Origin of the sequence: Enterobacter sp. PTB (genome assembly GCF_051130085.1) — a bacterium.
In the GTDB taxonomy this organism is placed as follows: domain Bacteria; phylum Pseudomonadota; class Gammaproteobacteria; order Enterobacterales; family Enterobacteriaceae; genus Enterobacter; species Enterobacter ludwigii.
Genome location: NZ_JBDKEE010000004.1, coordinates 52,873 through 70,729 on the forward strand (window position 1 = coordinate 52,873; position 17,857 = coordinate 70,729).

Sequence of the window (17,857 nt, forward strand, 5' to 3'; positions counted from 1 at the left end):
GACCAAAGCTGACAAGGAGAGATGAGTGAGGCGATTGCCGGGGATTTTATTGCTTACAGGGGCAACGCTGGTCGTGATTGTCGCGTTGCTCGTGAGCGGGCTGCGCCTCGTTTTACCGCATCTGGACAGCTGGCGTCCGCAGCTGCTGGCAAAAATCGAATCCACCACCGGTGTCCCGGTGGACGTGAGCCAGATAAGCGCCAGCTGGCAGAATTTTGGCCCGACGCTTGATGTCCGGGATATCAATGCCAGCCTGAAAGATGGCGGCTATCTGAAAATCAAACGCGTCACCCTGGCGCTGGATGTCTGGCAAAGCCTGCTCCATTTTCGCTGGCAGTTCCGCGATCTCACCTTTTATCAGCTTCAGTTTCTGACCAATACCCCGCTGTCCGGCGGTGATAGCAATCAGAGCCTTGAAACCAACCGCTTCAGCGATCTCTTCCTGCGTCAGTTTGATCATTTCGATCTGCGCGACAGCGAAGTGAGCTTTATTACCCTCTCCGGGCAGCGCGCTGAACTGGCTATCCCACAGCTGACCTGGCTTAACGGCAAAGAACGCCATCGTGCGGAAGGACAGGTGAATCTCTCCAGTCTGAACGGCCAGCACGGCGTGATGCAGGTTCGTATGGATCTGCGCGACGACGACGGTTTGTTAAATAACGGCAAGGTATGGCTGCAGGCCGACGACGTGGATGTTAAGCCGTGGCTCGGCGACTGGTTACAGCAAAATATGCAGCTGGAAACCGCCCGTTTTAGCCTTGAAGGCTGGATGACCCTGACGAAAGGGGAATTTGCCAGCGGCGATATCTGGCTTAAGCAGGGGGGCGCAAGCTGGAAGGGCGAAAAACAGCAGCATCAACTTTCTGTCGATAACCTCACCGCGCACGTGACGAAAGAGAAAGAGGGCTGGCAGTTTGCCATTCCGGACACACGCATCACCATGGATAACAAACCCTGGCCGCGCGGTGCTCTGACGCTGGCCTGGATGCCGGAGCAGGATGTCGGTGGGGCGACCAGCAAACGCAGTGACGAGCTGCGTATTCGCGCCAGCAACCTTGACCTGGCCGCAATAGAAGGTCTGCGCTCGATGGCCGCCAAGCTCTCTCCGGACCTGGGGGAGATCTGGCTGGCAACGCAGCCAAGCGGAAAGATAGATTCACTGGCGCTGGATATCCCGCTTCAGGCTACGGAAAAGACCCGTTTTCAGGCCGCATGGAAAGGTCTGGCCTGGAAGCAGTGGAAGATGTTACCGGGGGCGGAAAACTTCAGCGGTAAGCTGGAAGGGAGCGTTGAGAACGGCAGGTTAACGGTCGATATGCATGACGCCAGAATGCCTTACGAAACGGTCTTCCGTGCGCCGCTGGAAATTGAACAAGGCAATGCGGTGCTCAACTGGCTGCGTAACGATAAAGGCTTCCAGCTGGATGGGCGCCATATCGATGTGAAAGCCAAAGCGGTGCATGCGCGTGGCGATTTCCGCTATCTGCAGCCTGAAGGTGAAGAGCCGTGGCTGGGTATTCTGGCCGGGATCAGCACTAACGACGGTTCTCAGGCCTGGCGCTACTTCCCCGAGAACCTGATGGGCAAAGCGCTGGTGGACTATCTGAGCGGCGCGATCCAGGGCGGTCAGGCGGATAATGCCACCCTGGTCTATGGCGGTAATCCGCATCTTTTCCCGTACAAGCACAATGAAGGTCAATTCCAGGTGCTGGTGCCGCTGCACAATGCCACCTTTGCCTTCCAGCCGGGCTGGCCTGCGCTGAAAAATCTCGACATTGAACTTAATTTTATCAATGACGGATTATGGATGAAGGCAGACAATGTGGCGCTGGGCGGCGTAACGGCCAGTAACCTGACGGCAAACATTCCGGATTACTCAAAAGAGAAGCTTTTGATCGATGCCGACATTAACGGCCCCGGGAAAGCGGTCGGCCCCTATTTTGAAGACACGCCGCTGAAAGAGTCACTGGCAGCCACCCTTCAGCAGCTGCAGCTGGATGGCGATGTGAGTGCTCGCTTACATCTTGATATCCCGCTAGACGGTGAAATGACCACCGCCAAAGGCGATGTCCGTCTCAATAACAACAGCCTGTATATTAAGCCGCTTGAAAGCACCCTGAAGAACCTCAGCGGGCAGTTTAGCTTTGAGAACGGTAACCTGAAGAGCGAGCCGCTCAAGGCCAGCTGGTTTAATCAGCCTGTGAATATTGATTTCTCGACCACCGAGGGCGAGAAAGCTTATCAGGTAGCCGTCAACCTGGACGGCAACTGGCAGCCATCACGCATGGATGTTCTGCCGAAGCCGATTGAGGCGTCCGTTAACGGTGCAGTCTCCTGGAATGGCAAGGTGGCAATTGAACTGCCTTATCACGCCGGTGCGCGCTATAAAGTTGATATCACCGGCGATCTGAAAAACATTCAGAGCCAGTTGCCTGCACCGCTGGATAAATCGTCCGGTCAACCGCTGCCAATAAAGGTTAACGTCGATGGCAATCTTAACAGCTTCGCGCTGACCGGCAGTGCGGGTGAGAAAAACCATTTCAACAGCCGCTGGCTGCTTAACCGTAAGCTCACGCTCGACAGAGCCATCTGGACGACGGACAGCCGTACCACGCCGCCGCTGCCCGATCACACCGGCATTGAGCTTAATCTGCCGCCAATGGACGGGGCCGAGTGGCTGGCCCTGTTCCAGAAGGGCGTGGGCCAAAACGTTGATGAGGCTGCCCAGTTCCCGCAGAGCATTACTGTTCGTACGCCGTCGCTGATGCTGGGTGGACAGCAGTGGAATAACCTGAGCATTGTTTCGCAGCCAACGGCGAACGGGTCAAAAGTCGAAGCCCAGGGCCGCGAGATAAATGGCACGCTGACCATGCGCGACAACGCGCCGTGGCAGGCGGCGATTCGCTATCTCTACTACAACCCGGCCACCGCGAGCGGAAAAGATCATCCGTCAAATACGGCGCCGTTGAATAACCCAACCCGTATCGACTTCAGCGGCTGGCCCGATCTCCAGCTACGCTGTGCTGAGTGCTGGCTTTGGGGTCAAAAGTATGGCCGTATTGACGGCGATTTCGCCATTAAGGGGAATACGCTGAGCCTTTCGGGCGGGCTTATCGACACCGGCTTTGGCCGTCTGAGGGCCGCCGGGGAGTGGGTTAATAACCCGGGCGAGCAGCGAACCTCTTTGAAGGGCGACATCAAGGGCAATAAACTGGATTCCGTGGCTAACTTCTTTGGCATCAGCACGCCGCTGCGGGGGTCATCATTTGACGTGAATTACGATCTCCACTGGCGTGCGGCACCGTGGACGCCGGATGAAGCCTCGCTGAACGGCATTCTGAAAACCCGCTTTGGCAAGGGTGAGATTGCCGATGTGAGTACCGGGCATGCGGGCCAGATACTGCGTCTGTTGAGCTTTGATGCCCTGCTGCGTAAGCTGCGTTTCGACTTTAGCGATACCTTCAGCGAAGGTTTCTATTACGACTCTATCCGCAGTACGGCATGGATCAAAGACGGGGTGCTGCATACCGACGATACGCTGGTGGACGGCCTGGAAGCGGATATTGCGATGAAAGGCTCGGTCAACCTCGTGCGCCGCGAACTGGATATGGAAGCGGTGGTGGCACCTGAAATTTCAGCCACCGTCGGCGTGGCGGCGGCTTTTGTGGTGAACCCGATTGTCGGTGCGGCGGTGTTTGCCGCCAGTAAAGTGCTGGGGCCGCTGTGGAGCAAAGTTTCTATTCTGCGTTATCGCATCACCGGGCCGGTGGATAAACCGCAGATTAATGAAGTGCTGCGCCAGCCGCGCAAAGATGCACAGCAATGATTTGACGTGGGCAGGTAATTGCCTCACTCTCAATAAATACGATTTATATACCGCCACGGGCGGCAACGAACGAGTAGCAATACGATGAGTCTGAACCTGGTAAGTGAACATTTGCTCGCAGCGAACGGCCTGAGCCATCAGGACCTGTTCTCCATTCTTGGTCAACTGACCGAACGCCGTCTCGACTACGGCGATCTCTATTTCCAGTCGAGCTATCACGAATCCTGGGTTTTAGAAGACAGCATCATTAAAGATGGCTCTTATAACATTGACCAGGGTGTCGGTGTACGTGCCGTCAGCGGCGAGAAAACCGGTTTTGCTTATGCCGACCAGATTAGCCTGGCCGCACTGGAGCAGAGCGCGCTGGCCGCGCGGACTATCGTGCGCGAAACCGGTGACGGTCGCGTGAAGACGCTGGGTGAAGTGCAGCACTCTGCACTCTATACCAGTATCGATCCCCTGCAGAGCATGAGCCGTGAAGAGAAACTGGATATCCTGCGCCGCGTGGATAAAGTCGCGCGCGCTGCGGATAAACGCGTGCAGGAAGTCTCTGCCAGCCTGAGCGGTGTCTACGAACTGATCCTGGTCGCGGCGACAGACGGCACGCTGGCAGCGGATGTGCGTCCGCTGGTACGTCTTTCTGTCAGCGTGCAGGTTGAAGACGACGGTAAGCGTGAGCGCGGTTCAAGCGGTGGCGGCGGTCGTTTTGGTTATGACTGGTTCCTGGGCGATGTTGACGGTGAAGCACGCGCTGACGCGTGGGCAAAAGAAGCCGTGCGCATGGCGCTGGTGAACCTGTCTGCCGTGGCGGCACCCGCCGGAACATTGCCGGTGGTACTTGGCGCAGGCTGGCCTGGCGTGCTGCTGCACGAAGCGGTGGGCCACGGTCTGGAAGGCGATTTTAACCGTCGCGGCACCTCCGTATTCAGCGGCCAGATGGGACAACGCGTCTCTTCTGAACTCTGTACCGTGGTTGATGACGGCACGATGCAGGATCGCCGTGGCTCGATTTCAATCGACGATGAAGGTACGCCCGGGCAGTACAACGTGCTGATCGAAAATGGCGTACTGAAAGGCTACATGCAGGACAAACTCAACGCGCGTCTGATGGGCGTTGCGCCAACGGGTAACGGCCGTCGTGAATCCTACGCGCATCTGCCGATGCCGCGTATGACGAACACCTACATGTTGCCGGGTAAATCCACACCGCAGGAGATCATCGAGTCCGTTGATTACGGCATCTTCGCGCCAAACTTTGGTGGCGGTCAGGTAGATATCACCTCCGGTAAGTTCGTCTTCTCCACTTCAGAAGCGTATCTGATTGAGAAAGGCAAAGTGACCAAAGCGGTGAAGGGGGCGACCCTGATTGGCTCCGGTATTGAAGCCATGCAGCAGATCTCCATGGTCGGTAACGATCTGAAACTGGATAACGGCGTTGGTGTTTGCGGTAAAGAGGGCCAGAGCCTGCCGGTTGGCGTCGGTCAGCCAACGCTGAAAGTGGATAACCTGACGGTGGGCGGCACCGCCTGACCTGAACCAATCTTAAAAAATGGCGCGACTGTAAAAGTCGCGCCATTTTTTTTAACGTGCGTTACCCAGCGGGATCTCCGGGTCGGGCTCGTGCGTGATGCGGTTGCGAAGGTCACGACGAATGATTTCAATCGACCAGAACCAGATCAAATGCCCCACGATCTCTGAGACGTGTTCGTACCAGGGCAGTTCGAACAGCGGGGGTGTCAGCCCCATCAGCGGGAAGGAGATCATGTGAACAAAAAGCTGCGCTAACGCACCCGCCAGTAAACCTTGCCAGAGTTTAATTTTCGGGAAGACTTCAGCAACTACACAATACCCTACAGCAAAGACGATAGAGAAAATAATATGTGTTACGCCGACCGCGTTAAATATATGGCCGGCAAAGGTATAAACCGCGGCGTTAGGGTCAGCAATGCCCAGCCAGTCGCGTAAAAATACATAAGGAGGATTTAAAAAATTGCGGGAACAATCAATCTGACCTGCGGCTCTTATTAATTGTTCCGGTCCGCATGCGCTGGTGAATAAATCGGTAGGGCTTCGTGGCGGAAGCGGCACCTCTGCTCCCCATTTTACGAAGGCGGAGACAATCCCTGCAATCAAACCAATGAACGCGGCGAGTCCATAGCGCCTGCGTGAAGGCGGTGTTTGTTCAAATATATTCATTTCTTTTCCTTGTTTAAGGTCATCCTGAGAAATACATTTTATTATTCATATCAGTAACAAATTAATAACAGCCTGACTGTCAGACTGTTTATAAGGTAAGGCGCAGATGGCGGCAGTGTCAATTCGCTATTCCTGACAGGGGTGAAGGAATATTCCTGAATGACGGTCTGTATCATCCTGGAATATTCATTGCAAATATACTTTTGGGAAATTAAAGGTTATTCCTTTCGTCTTTCGCGCATTCCCTGAAACAGCTCCGCCACGTCCACAAAATACTCGGTCAGATAGTTTATGCACACCTGAACCTTGAGCGGCAGTTTGTCTTTCTCGGTGTACAACGCGTACACCGGACGCGGATCGGACTGATAGCGCGGGAAGAGGATCTCCAGTACACCGCTGTTGATCTCGTTGATTACCCACATTAACGGCACATACGCGATCCCGGCGCCGGCCACCAGCCAGCGCGAGATGGTCATCGGATCGTTGGTGACGAACCGTCCTTCCGGCAGCAGTCTGGTGGAAATCCCTTCCGGGGCAATCAGCTCAAATTCATTGTCGGGGCGAACGCTGTACTCCAGCCAGGAGTGGTTGGTGAGATCAGCGGGTTTCTCCGGTACCCCGTACTGAGCCAGATAGCTTTTCGAGGCGCAGACCACCATTGGCATACTGCCCAGCCGCCGGGAGAAGAGGCTGGAGTCCTGCAATGCCCCCACGCGGATCACCACGTCCAGCCCGTCGGCAATCAGGTCCGGGGCGGGAATGCCCGTGACCAGATTGACGGTTAATCCCGGGTACTCTTTCAGCATGTCAGCGGTCATGGCGGCGAGAACATTTTGTGCCATAGTTGAAGAACAACCGATGCGCAGCGTACCGATAGGCGTGTTGTTGAAGGCGTAAAGTTGTTCGTGCACATCCTGCACTTCGAGCAGCATGCGGCGACAACCCTGATAGTAAATCTTACCCGCTTCCGTCAGACCAATGCTGCGGGTGCTGCGGTTGAGTAGCTTGACCTGCAGCTCATCTTCCAGTTTGGACACGGTCTGGCTGATGGAAGAGACGCTCATCTGAAGCTGACGTGCAGCGGCGGTAAAAGAGCCAAGTTCAACCACTTTGGCAAAGACCGACATCCGTTTTAGACGTTCCATTGTTAACTCTGACTTAAAAGTGATTTAGATCACATATTATAGATAACAGCATAACAGTTACGTTAATATATTATTAATTACATAACGGCTGCGCCATTCTCGCCCGGCGTTTCTTGCTCTCCTGCGGTGGCGTGCGCTAAAAAAGTCTGAAGCCTGCACTCTCTCTAATCAAGGTCAACATGAGTCTGTTTCCCGTTATCGTGGTGTTCGGTTTGTCGTTCCCACCGATATTTTTCGAGCTTCTTTTATCACTGGCGATTTTCTGGCTGGTGCGCAAGGTGCTGGTCCCCACCGGGATCTACGATTTTGTCTGGCATCCTGCATTGTTCAATACCGCGCTGTATTGCTGCCTGTTTTACCTGATATCGCGCATGTTTGTCTGAGGTTGATGTGAAAACGCTAACAAGAAAAATCTCCCGCACTGCCATCACCATGGCGCTCGTTATCCTCGCGTTCATCGCTATTTTCCGCGCCTGGGTCTATTACACTGAATCACCGTGGACGCGTGATGCACGCTTTAGCGCCGATGTCGTGGCAATCGCCCCCGACGTGGCGGGTCTCATCACTGCGGTCAATGTCCACGATAACCAGCTGGTGAAAAAAGATCAGGTACTGTTCACCATCGACCAGCCTCGTTATCAGAAAGCGTTAGAAGAAGCCGAAGCGGATGTGGCCTATTATCAGGCGCTGGCTTCCGAGAAACGCCGTGAGGCAGGTCGCCGTAACCAACTGGGTGTTCAGGCGATGTCCCGCGAAGAGATTGACCAGTCCAATAACGTCCTGCAAACCGTGCTGCATCAGCTGGCCAAAGCGCAAGCGACGCGCGATCTTGCCCGGCTCGATCTTGAGCGCACCGTGATCCGCGCACCAGCCGATGGCTGGATCACCAACCTGAATGTTTATGCCGGGGAGTTTATCACCCGCGGCTCAACCGCCGTGGCGCTGGTTAAACAGAACTCCTTCTACGTGCTCGCCTATATGGAAGAAACCAAACTGGAAGGCGTGCGTCCGGGGTTCCGGGCTGAAATTACGCCGCTTGGCAGCAACCGAGTGCTGAAAGGCACCGTCGACAGCGTAGCAGCGGGGGTCACTAACTCCAGCAGCTCTAACGATACTAAAGGGATGGCGACGGTGGATTCCAACCTGGAATGGGTACGTCTGGCCCAGCGTGTGCCGGTGCGTATCCATCTGGATGAACAGCAGGGCAATCTGTGGCCTGCCGGGACCACGGCGACGGTGGTGATCACCGGTGAAAAAGACCGTGACGCCAGCCAGGACTCCATCTTCCGTAAAATTGCCCATCGCCTGCGCGAGTTTGGTTAATCGTTATGGGTATCTTTTCCATCGCCAGCCAGCACATTCGCTTCGCCGTTAAGCTGGCGTGTGCCATTGTGCTGGCGCTGTTTGTCGGCTTCCACTTTCAGCTGGAAACCCCCCGCTGGGCCGTACTGACGGCAGCGATTGTCGCAGCAGGGCCTGCCTTTGCTGCGGGCGGGGAACCTTACTCCGGGGCGATCCGCTACCGTGGGATGCTGCGCATCATTGGGACATTTATCGGTTGTTTCGCCGCACTGACCATCATCATATTGATGATCCGCACGCCGCTGCTGATGCTGATGGTGTGCTGTATCTGGGCGGGCTTCTGCACCTGGCTCTCGTCACTGGTGAAGGTGGAGAACTCCTACGCCTGGGGGCTGGCCGGTTATACCGCGCTGATTATTATCATCACCATTCAGAGCGAACCGCTGCTTGCCCCACAGTTTGCCGTAGAGCGCTGCAGTGAGATTGTCATCGGTATTGTCAGTGCCATTGTCGCTGACCTGCTTTTCTCTCCTCGCTCCATTAAGCAGGAAGTGGATCGTGAACTGGATGCGCTGATTGTTGCCCAGTATCAGTTGATGCAGCTCTGTATTAAGCATGGTGACAGCGAAGAGGTGGATAAAGCCTGGAGCGCGCTGGTGCGCCGCACCACGGCGCTGGAAGGGATGCGCAGCAACCTGAACATGGAGTCTTCGCGCTGGGCCCGTGCCAACCGCCGCCTTAAAGCCATCAACACCGTCTCCTTAACGCTGATTACCCAGGCGTGTGAAACCTATCTGATCCAAAACACCCGCCCGGACGCGGTAACCGATACCTTCCGCGAGCTGTTTGCTGAGCCGGTGGAAACCGTGCAGGACGTACACAAACAGCTTAAACGCATGCGCCGGGTCATTGCCTGGACCGGGGATCGTGATACGCCAGTGACGATCTATACCTGGGTCGGGGCCGCGACGCGCTACCTGTTGCTGAAACGCGGTGTGATCAGTAACACCAAAATCAGCGCGGTAGAAGAAGAGGTGCTGCAGGGTGAAGTGGTGATCAAGGCAGAATCCGCCGAACGCCATCACGCAATGGTTAACTTCTGGCGTACAACGCTTGCCTGTATGCTCGGCACGCTGTTCTGGCTGTGGACCGGCTGGACCTCCGGCAGCGGCGCGATGGTGATGATCGCCGTCGTTACCGCGTTGGCGATGCGTCTTCCGAATCCGCGCATGGTGGCCATTGATTTCCTGTTCGGCACAATTGCTGCACTGCCGATTGGCGCGTTCTATTTTCTGGTGATCATTCCCTCAACCCAGCAGAGCATGTTACTGCTCTGTATTAGCCTCGCGGTGATGGCATTCTTTATCGGAATCGAAGTGCAAAAGCGCCGGCTGGGTTCATTGGGTGCCCTGGCCAGTACGATTAACATCATTGTGCTGGATAACCCGATGACCTTCCATTTCAGCCAGTTCTTAGACAGCGCCTTAGGTCAGCTGGTGGGTTGTTTCCTGGCGATGATGGTCATTCTGCTGGTGCGGGATAACTCTCAGGCACGGACGGGCCGCGTGCTGTTGAATCAGTTTGTCTCGGCTGCCGTGTCGTCCATGACCACCAATACCGCGCGTCGCAAAGAGAACCACCTGCCGGCGCTCTATCAGCAGCTGTTTTTACTGCTGAACAAGTTCCCGGGTGACATCGCCAAATTCCGTCTGGCGTTGACCATGATTATCGCGCACCAGCGTTTGCGTAATGCCCCCGTGCCCATCAATGACGATCTGTCGGCTTTCCACCGCCAGCTGCGTCGGACGGCCGACCACGTGCTTTCCGCCTCCAGCGATGACAAACGACGTCGTTACTTTAAGCAACTGCTTGAAGAGCTGGATATCTACCAGGAGAAGCTGAAAGTCTGGGAAGCACCGCCTCAGGTGACAGAGCCGGTAGGACGGCTGGTGTTTATGCTGCATCGCTATCAGAACGCCCTTACGGATAACTGACTGAAGTAAAAAAGCCGACGCCAAAAGCGTCGGTTTTTTTGTGGCTATACTTATTCCAGCATGCTCTTACATTCAGGAAGGGAGGACACATGACAACCCAGGCGCTTCAGGATAATCACCTTTTTCAGACCGGTTATCTGGTCAACGGCATATGGAAAACGCTGGACACGACGTTTGATGTGCTGAACCCGGCTACCGGTGAGGTCATCGCCAGAGTAGCCAAAGCCGGCAAAGCAGAAACCGAAGACGCCATTGCCGCGGCGGCCAAAGCTTTCCCGGCATGGCGCGCCAAAACCGCGAAAGCGCGTTCGGCAATTCTCTACCGCTGGTACGAACTGATCATTGAGAACAAAAGCTGGCTCGGGCGTTTAATGACCACCGAACAGGGCAAGCCCCTGAAAGAAGCGGAAGGCGAGGTGGAATACGCCGCGAGTTTTATCCAGTGGTTCGCCGAAGAGGCCAAGCGCGCGAACGGCGAAATTATTCCACCGATCAAACCGGGCTCCCGCATCCTGGCGACCCGCGAGCCCATCGGCGTGGTTGCGGCGATTACGCCGTGGAACTTCCCGATGGCCATGCTCACCCGTAAATTGGGTCCGGCGCTGGCGGCAGGGTGTACCGGGGTAATCAAACCGGCAAATAACACACCTCTCAGCGCCTTCGCGCTGCTTACGCTGGCAAAACAGGCCGGCGTACCGGATGGGGTACTCAACGCCGTAGCCGGGAATACGCATGAAATCAGTGACGCGATTATGGCGAGCCATGAGGTGCGGAAAATCTCCTTTACCGGCTCGACTTCCGTCGGCAAAACGCTGGTGCGTAACGCCGCAGAAACCATGAAGAAAGTGTCGATGGAGCTGGGGGGCAATGCGCCGTATATCGTCTTTGAAGATGCGGATATCGAGGCTGCCGTTAAAGGGGCTATCGCCAATAAATTCCGCAATGCCGGCCAGGTCTGCGTCAGCGTTAACCGTTTCTATATTCAGGAAACCGTCTACGACAAATTTGTGAATAAGCTTGCCGATGCGGTGAATGCCCTGAAGGTCGGGAATGGTCTGGAAGAGGGCGTCATCGTGGGGCCGCTGATCGAATCCTCCGCCGTCGATAAGGTGCGTGAACACGTTGAAGATGCCGTGGCCCGGGGTGCGACCGTTCTGGCGGGCGGTAAACCCCATTCGCTTGGCGGCAATTTCTGGATGCCAACTGTCCTGGGCGATTGCCATGAAGGCATGAAACTGGCTGAAGAAGAGACGTTTGGGCCGGTTGCGGCCTGCTTCCGTTTTACCTCGGAAGATGAGGTTATCCAGCGTGCCAACAACACGCCATATGGCCTGGCGGCTTACTTCTATACCCAAAATCTGGCACGTGTCTTCCGCGTGTCGCAGGCCATCGAAAGCGGGATGATAGGAATTAACGAATGTGCCGTCTCCACAGAGCTGGGGCCGTTTGGTGGGGTAAAAGAGTCTGGCCTTGGGCGTGAAGGGTCCGTGCTGGGGCTGGAAGAGTATCTGGAAGTCAAAACCCTGCATATTGGGGGATTATAATAATCAGGGCGGCGCAGGCCGCTCGCCTGGACTGGGTGACTGGCAATGAAAACCTATACCTTTGATTTTGACGAGATCGACAGTCAGGATGACTTCTATCGTGAATTTATCCGGGTGTTTGATCTTGAACGGGAAAGCGTCACCAATCTGGACACGCTGTGGGACGTGGTGACCGGCAGCCTGCTGCCGTTACCGCTGGAAATTGAGTTTATCCATCTGCCTGAAAAGTTGCGCAGACGGTTTGGCGCACTCATTTTGCTGTTTGATGAAGCGGAAGAAGAGCTGGAAGGGCAGCTACGTTTCAACGCGCGCCATTGATCAAGCCATAAAAAAGCCCCTGACCAGAAGGCCAGGGGCAAGTCGTATGATGAGATACGACGAGGGTTTATTTATACAGTTGAGCCGTTGCATGCCAGTGGTCACCCTGGTTCAGCTCGGTGACGCGATAGCTGCTGGCGCCTGCTTTTTCAGCTTTAGCGGCCAGTGCCTGACGGATATCCATTGGAGAGCCGGTAACGGACGTCACAGACACACTCCCCATAGACTGCAGATTCTGCGCCTGGTCAGCGTTCACTTGCTGTACGGCGGCACTTGCGCCGAAAGAGAGAACGGATGCCAGACCGAGGGTTGCGATGATGAATTTGGTTTTCATAGTTTTTGCTCCTGAATAGGGTTTTTGCTCAACGGCGAGAAGGGTTGAACTGCTATTTTTATGCCTGGTGCCGTTGAGTAGAGATTTTGGTCTTCAGTTATTACTAAAACTTATTTGTACAGCTCAGCGGTTGCGTGCCAGTGGTCACCTGAACGCGCTTCAATGATGCGATAAGATGACGCACCTTGTTCTTCCGCTTTTTTGTTCAGCATCTCATGCATGTCCATTGGAGACGTGCCGATTGCGCCGACGGAAACCGTACCGATTGCCTGGCGGGATTGTGCCTGCTCGGCATTGATAGCGTCAGCGGCGAAAGCACCGAATGACAGGACAGACAGGACGCTGAGCGCCGCTACAGTAGTTTTGATTTTCATGATTCTTTACCTCGTCGAATTTTTAGTGGGGTCTTTGTTTCGTGACCCTCATCACAAAATCAAGTATACACTAATAACGGTAAAAATTAATACCAGACTAATTGTTTCTGTTGTTATTACGTATTAACTAGCCTGTTTTTTATAACCTAATGGCATAAAATTGTACATTTACTGTTCAATGTGTGGCTGTATATCTAAGAAAATCATATGGATATCAGCTTTTGATTTTTTGTGCGATTTTTTGATTTATCATTCACCAAGTGAATGTTAATGAGCGGTAAAAGCACTATTTGTTAAAGTAAAGGGCGGGATAAAACAGGGGGAAATGCGGCAGAAGCAGAATGATCCCCGTAGCAGGACGCCACGGGGAGGGTAATCAGAGTTCCTGCTCGAACAGATCCAGAATCGCTTCGTAGAGATCTTTCACTGAGAAGCCATTGGCGGGGGTAGTGAAGATGGTATCGTCACCCGCAATCGTCCCAAGGATGCCTTTAGGCTTACCCAGCGAGTCCAGCATACGTGCAATCAACTGTGCAGCACCCGGGCTGGTATGGATCACAACAACGGCATCGTTGTAATCGATATCGAGAACCAGATTCTTCAACGGGCTGGAGGTGGTTGGCACGCCAAGTTCTGCAGGCAGGCAGTAGACCATCTCCATTTTGGCGTTACGCGTACGTACCGCACCAAATTTGGTTAACATGCGGGAGACTTTCGACTGGTTGATGTTATCGAAGCCTTGTTCCTGTAAAGCCTGAACAATTTCTCCCTGAGAACTGAATATCTCTTCTTTGAGTAGCGCTTTAAACGCCTTCACTAAATCTTCTTGCTTAGACGAGCTTCGCATAAGTCACCCGGAATATGACGAAAGAAACAACATTATTATGCATGTGGATGAATTTTTATGCAAATTATCTGCCAGCGGTTAGGCTGAAATAATGTTATGAAAGGGAGTGATTTTATCAGATTTCGTTATCAGAAAACATGCCTGGGTCACGGCAAGCAAATAAGCTTAAAAGTAAATTAAATGTTATCAAAATGATGTTGTTTTGGTGGCGTGGCAGGGTGTATTGTAACCCCCTCTTAATTCGTTGTCGTCTGTCGTCAGATAGTCTTCTGGTGAGAGATAAAGTCGCGCGACCTCAAATTATTTAGTGACGAAAATTGTAATTAATTACCTGCTGAATTATGGTCGCCGCAACGGAGTTACAGATACTTAAGTTAACCATAATAAGGAGTTTAGGATGAAAGTCGCAGTCCTCGGCGCTGCTGGTGGTATCGGCCAGGCGCTTGCCCTACTACTGAAAACCCAACTGCCTTCAGGCTCAGAACTCTCCCTGTACGATATTGCTCCGGTAACCCCAGGTGTGGCGGTTGACCTGAGCCACATCCCGACAGCTGTGAAAATCAAAGGCTTCTCCGGTGAAGATGCTCGTCCTGCCCTGCAGGGCGCGGACGTGGTGCTGATCTCCGCTGGCGTGGCGCGTAAGCCAGGCATGGATCGTTCAGACCTGTTCAACGTCAACGCGGGTATTGTGAAAAACCTGGTGCAGCAGATTGCTGAAACCTGCCCGAAAGCGTGCATTGGTATCATCACTAACCCGGTGAACACCACGGTCGCTATCGCGGCAGAAGTGCTGAAAAAAGCCGGTGTTTACGATAAGAACAAACTGTTCGGCGTAACCACGCTGGACATCATCCGTTCCAACACCTTTGTGGCTGAACTGAAAGGCAAACAGCCTTCAGAAGTTGAAGTGCCGGTTATCGGCGGTCACTCTGGTGTCACCATTCTGCCTCTGCTGTCGCAGATCCATGGTGTTAGCTTCACCGAGCAGGAAGTGGCTGACCTGACCAAACGCATCCAGAACGCGGGCACCGAAGTGGTGGAAGCGAAGGCGGGTGGCGGTTCTGCAACCCTGTCTATGGGCCAGGCGGCGGCACGTTTTGGACTGTCACTGGTTCGTGCACTGCAGGGCGAGAAAGGCGTTGTTGAATGCGCGTATGTTGAAGGCGACGGCGAACACGCTCGTTTCTTCTCTCAGCCGCTGCTGCTGGGTAAAAACGGTATCGAAGAACATCAGCCGATTGGCAAGCTGAGCGCGTTTGAACAGAACGCGATGGAAGGCATGCTGGATACGCTGAAGAAAGATATCACTCTGGGCGAAGAGTTCGTTAACAAGTAAAACGGATGTCCCCACAGGCCGGGTAAGCCGTCATGCCGCCCGGCAAAAAAAAACGGAGCAATGCGCTCCGTTTTTTTATGCCTGTCAGTTGGTGGCCGGGTATTCCTGAATCGTCACCTGCAGCGTCAGCTTCTTATCGTTACGCATGACTTCAACCGGGATGATAGAGCCAGGACGGATCTCCGCAACCTGATCCATGGTCTCCAGCGCCGATACCGCTGGTGTGCCGTTGACCGACACGATGACATCATTAACCTGAATTCCCGCGTTAGCCGCCGGGCCGCCAGGCGACACTTCGTTGACCACGATGCCCTGAATCTGATCGATGCCACCGCCCTGCGAATGCATAGGCGCAATTTCACGACCGCCAATACCAATATAACCGCGGATCACACGGCCATCGCGGATCAGCTTATCCATGATCTTGGTCGCCAGCTGGAATGGAATGGCGAACCCAATCCCTTCCGGCGTCTCACCGTCATTGCTCTTATCGAACGAGAGGGTATTGATACCCATCAGTTCGCCCAGCGAGTTGACCAGCGCACCGCCGGAGTTACCGTGGTTGATGGACGCATCGGTTTGCAGGAAGTTCTGCCGTCCCGACGGGTTGAGGCCAATGCGACCAGTGGCGCTGATAATCCCCTGCGTGATCGTCTGACCCAGGTTATAAGGGTTACCGATAGCCAGCACGACGTCGCCAATATGAGGGGTTCGTTTACGGTTAATAGGAATAACCGGTAAACCGCCCGTGGCGTTGATCTTCAAAACAGCCAGGTCAGTCAGGCTATCCGAGCCCACCAGCAGGGCCTCAAACACGCGGCCATCCTGCAGGGCAACGATGATCTGGTCGGCATCGTTAATCACGTGTTTGTTGGTAATGATGTAGCCGCGCTCGTCCATAATTACCCCAGAGCCGAGAGTGCGGATCTCCAGCTGGTTATGGGCTGAGCTATTGAGGCCACGGTTATAAACGTTAACCACGGCAGGCGCGGCACGGCGAACGGCCTGGTTGTAGGTCGCAGGCGTTTCATCCGCACTGTCGAACTGAGGCGCCGACAGCTTATTGAACTGGCGTAAAGACGGCATGACGACCAGCAGCAGGCCGGCAACAATCAAACCGATGACAATTGAACGAAAGAGCTTTAAAAGCATGATGCGCGTGTCGTTAATAAAGGAACGATTTGCAGCATAACATGAGTTATCCGGACATCACACGCAGCGGTGATGTCCGGAATCGCAAATGCTTAGCGCAACAGAATATAGATAGACTCGTTGCCGCGCATAACCTGCAGGGCAATAACCGCCGGTTTGCTTTCCAGCACCTTGCGCAGTTCTGCGATGGATTGCACGCGATTGCGGTTCACGCCGATGATCACATCATCCTGATGCAATCCGGCCTGCGCGGCAGGGCTGCTCTTCTCGACGGTATCGACGCTAATCCCTTTCGTCCCGTCTTTCAGCTGCCCATCGCTCAGCGTTGCCCCTTGCAGCGCCGGGGCGATAAGCTCCGCGCTGGCAGAGGATGAGGTGCTCTTATCAAGCGTCACTTCGACATCCAGCGGCTTACCATCACGAATCAGGCCTAACTTCACTTTGGCACCCGGTTCGGTGGTGGCAATACGCGAGCGCAGTTCCGCAAAGCTGCTCAGCGGTTTATCGTTCAGGCTGACAATCACATCGCCCGACTTCACGCCAGCTTTTGCCGAGCCGGAGTTTGGCAGCACTTCACTGACAAACGCACCGCGCTGCACATTGATGTTGAACGCTTTCGCGATGTCAGCGCTCATCTCCATCCCTTTGATGCCCAACAGCCCGCGTTTGACCTCACCGAACTGAATGAGCTGCTGCGCCAGCGTTTTGGCCATATTGCTGGGGATAGCAAAACCGATGCCGATACTGCCGCCGCCCGGCGCCAGGATAGCGGTGTTAATCCCAATCAGCTCGCCGTTGAGGTTGAGTAAGGCCCCGCCGGAGTTCCCGCGGTTGATTGAGGCATCGGTCTGGATAAAGTTTTCCAGACCTTCCAGATTCAGACCGCTGCGACCCAGCGCCGAGATTATCCCGGAGGTGGCGGTTTGCCCTAAACCAAACGGATTTCCCACGGCGACAGCAAAATCACCAACACGCAGTTTATCGGAGTCCGCAATGGCAATCTGAGTCAGATTGCTCGGGTTTTGCACCTGCAGCAGCGCGATGTCACTCTGGTCATCGCCGCCAATCAGTTTGGCCTCAAACTCACGCCCATCGTTGAGCTGTACGCTGATTTTATCGGCCTGACTGATAACATGATTGTTGGTCAGAATATAACCTTTGGCCGCATCAATAATGACGCCAGAACCCAGACCTTCAAAAGGCTGCGCCTGCTGGTCGGGCGACTCATCGCCAAAATATTTTTTCAGTTCTTCAGGTACGCGTTGATTTTGTAATGCCGTGCCTTCTACCTGCACGCTCACTACCGCAGGCAGAACTTTTTCCAGCATTGGCGCAAGACTTGGAATTGCCGCCTGGCCGGGTACCTGTGAAGGCAGGGCGGCAGATGCAGGGAAGGACGCCGAGAGAGATAACCCGACACTTAACGCTATAGCGCTCAACAGCTGGTTTTTTTTCTTCATCGATGCTGACTCTCGTAACCTGGAATAAA

Annotated in this window: 15 protein-coding genes; 8 read left to right on the plus strand and 7 right to left on the minus strand. The window is 54.4% G+C overall.

The features are described from left to right. Window positions 1–25: 25 nt before the first annotated feature. Both yhdP and tldD read left to right on the plus strand, forming a co-directional pair. Entirely contained in the window at window positions 26–3,826 is a 3,801-nt protein-coding gene (gene yhdP, locus AAIR21_RS06215) for an AsmA2 domain-containing protein YhdP (protein WP_183516743.1), read from the plus strand. An 84-nt stretch (window positions 3,827–3,910) separates the two neighbouring features. Beyond that, window positions 3,911–5,356, plus strand: coding sequence for a metalloprotease TldD (gene tldD / locus AAIR21_RS06220; protein ID WP_014171856.1), 1,446 nt, complete (start codon window positions 3,911–3,913; stop codon window positions 5,354–5,356). A 51-nt stretch (window positions 5,357–5,407) separates the two neighbouring features. Here the strand turns inward: tldD and AAIR21_RS06225 are convergent, their stop codons facing one another. Continuing rightward, window positions 5,408–6,022, minus strand: a complete 615-nt coding sequence (locus AAIR21_RS06225; RefSeq protein WP_020883508.1) for a YagU family protein — start codon at window positions 6,020–6,022, stop codon at window positions 5,408–5,410. Between the two features lie 218 nt (window positions 6,023–6,240). Next, a complete protein-coding gene (gene aaeR / locus AAIR21_RS06230; RefSeq protein ID WP_014171854.1) occupies window positions 6,241–7,167 on the minus strand; it encodes an HTH-type transcriptional activator AaeR in 927 nt (308 codons plus the stop codon). A gap of 179 nt (window positions 7,168–7,346) precedes the next feature. On the opposite strand from aaeR, the gene aaeX reads away from it, so the two are divergent. From aaeX to AAIR21_RS06255, 5 genes are all read left to right on the plus strand, one after another. Then, entirely contained in the window at window positions 7,347–7,550 is a 204-nt protein-coding gene (gene aaeX, locus AAIR21_RS06235; RefSeq protein WP_003860416.1) for a p-hydroxybenzoic acid efflux pump operon protein AaeX, read from the plus strand. Window positions 7,551–7,557: 7 nt separating this feature from the next. Continuing rightward, a complete protein-coding gene (aaeA, locus tag AAIR21_RS06240) occupies window positions 7,558–8,490 on the plus strand; it encodes a p-hydroxybenzoic acid efflux pump subunit AaeA (RefSeq protein WP_020883509.1) in 933 nt (310 codons plus the stop codon). A gap of 5 nt (window positions 8,491–8,495) precedes the next feature. Then, window positions 8,496–10,463 carry a p-hydroxybenzoic acid efflux pump subunit AaeB gene (gene aaeB, locus AAIR21_RS06245; protein WP_014171852.1) on the plus strand — a complete coding sequence of 656 codons (1,968 nt, stop codon included), beginning with the start codon at window positions 8,496–8,498 and terminating at the stop codon, window positions 10,461–10,463. Between the two features lie 89 nt (window positions 10,464–10,552). Then, a complete protein-coding gene (locus AAIR21_RS06250; RefSeq protein ID WP_020883510.1) occupies window positions 10,553–12,007 on the plus strand; it encodes an NAD-dependent succinate-semialdehyde dehydrogenase in 1,455 nt (484 codons plus the stop codon). A gap of 45 nt (window positions 12,008–12,052) precedes the next feature. Continuing rightward, complete coding sequence (locus AAIR21_RS06255; RefSeq protein WP_014171850.1) at window positions 12,053–12,325, plus strand: barstar family protein; 273 nt, start codon at window positions 12,053–12,055, stop codon at window positions 12,323–12,325. Between the two features lie 67 nt (window positions 12,326–12,392). On the opposite strand, the gene yhcN (AAIR21_RS06260) is transcribed toward AAIR21_RS06255, so the two are convergent. From yhcN (AAIR21_RS06260) to argR, 3 genes are all read right to left on the minus strand, one after another. Further along, complete coding sequence (yhcN, locus tag AAIR21_RS06260; RefSeq protein ID WP_014171849.1) at window positions 12,393–12,659, minus strand: peroxide/acid stress response protein YhcN; 267 nt, start codon at window positions 12,657–12,659, stop codon at window positions 12,393–12,395. 110 nt (window positions 12,660–12,769) lie between these two features. Then, window positions 12,770–13,033, minus strand: coding sequence for a peroxide/acid stress response protein YhcN (gene yhcN / locus AAIR21_RS06265; protein ID WP_014171848.1), 264 nt, complete (start codon window positions 13,031–13,033; stop codon window positions 12,770–12,772). 376 nt (window positions 13,034–13,409) lie between these two features. Beyond that, window positions 13,410–13,880 (minus strand): transcriptional regulator ArgR, encoded by a 471-nt coding sequence (gene argR, locus AAIR21_RS06270; protein ID WP_014171847.1) that lies wholly within the window; start codon window positions 13,878–13,880, stop codon window positions 13,410–13,412. A gap of 397 nt (window positions 13,881–14,277) precedes the next feature. On the opposite strand from argR, the gene mdh reads away from it, so the two are divergent. After that, window positions 14,278–15,216 carry a malate dehydrogenase gene (gene mdh / locus AAIR21_RS06275; protein WP_183516742.1) on the plus strand — a complete coding sequence of 313 codons (939 nt, stop codon included), beginning with the start codon at window positions 14,278–14,280 and terminating at the stop codon, window positions 15,214–15,216. A gap of 84 nt (window positions 15,217–15,300) precedes the next feature. Here mdh and degS read toward each other — a convergent pair whose 3' ends face one another. Both degS and degQ read right to left on the minus strand, forming a co-directional pair. Next, a complete protein-coding gene (degS, locus tag AAIR21_RS06280; protein ID WP_020883511.1) occupies window positions 15,301–16,368 on the minus strand; it encodes an outer membrane-stress sensor serine endopeptidase DegS in 1,068 nt (355 codons plus the stop codon). A 92-nt stretch (window positions 16,369–16,460) separates the two neighbouring features. After that, window positions 16,461–17,828 (minus strand): serine endoprotease DegQ, encoded by a 1,368-nt coding sequence (gene degQ, locus AAIR21_RS06285; RefSeq protein WP_014171844.1) that lies wholly within the window; start codon window positions 17,826–17,828, stop codon window positions 16,461–16,463. Window positions 17,829–17,857: the final 29 nt, after the last annotated feature.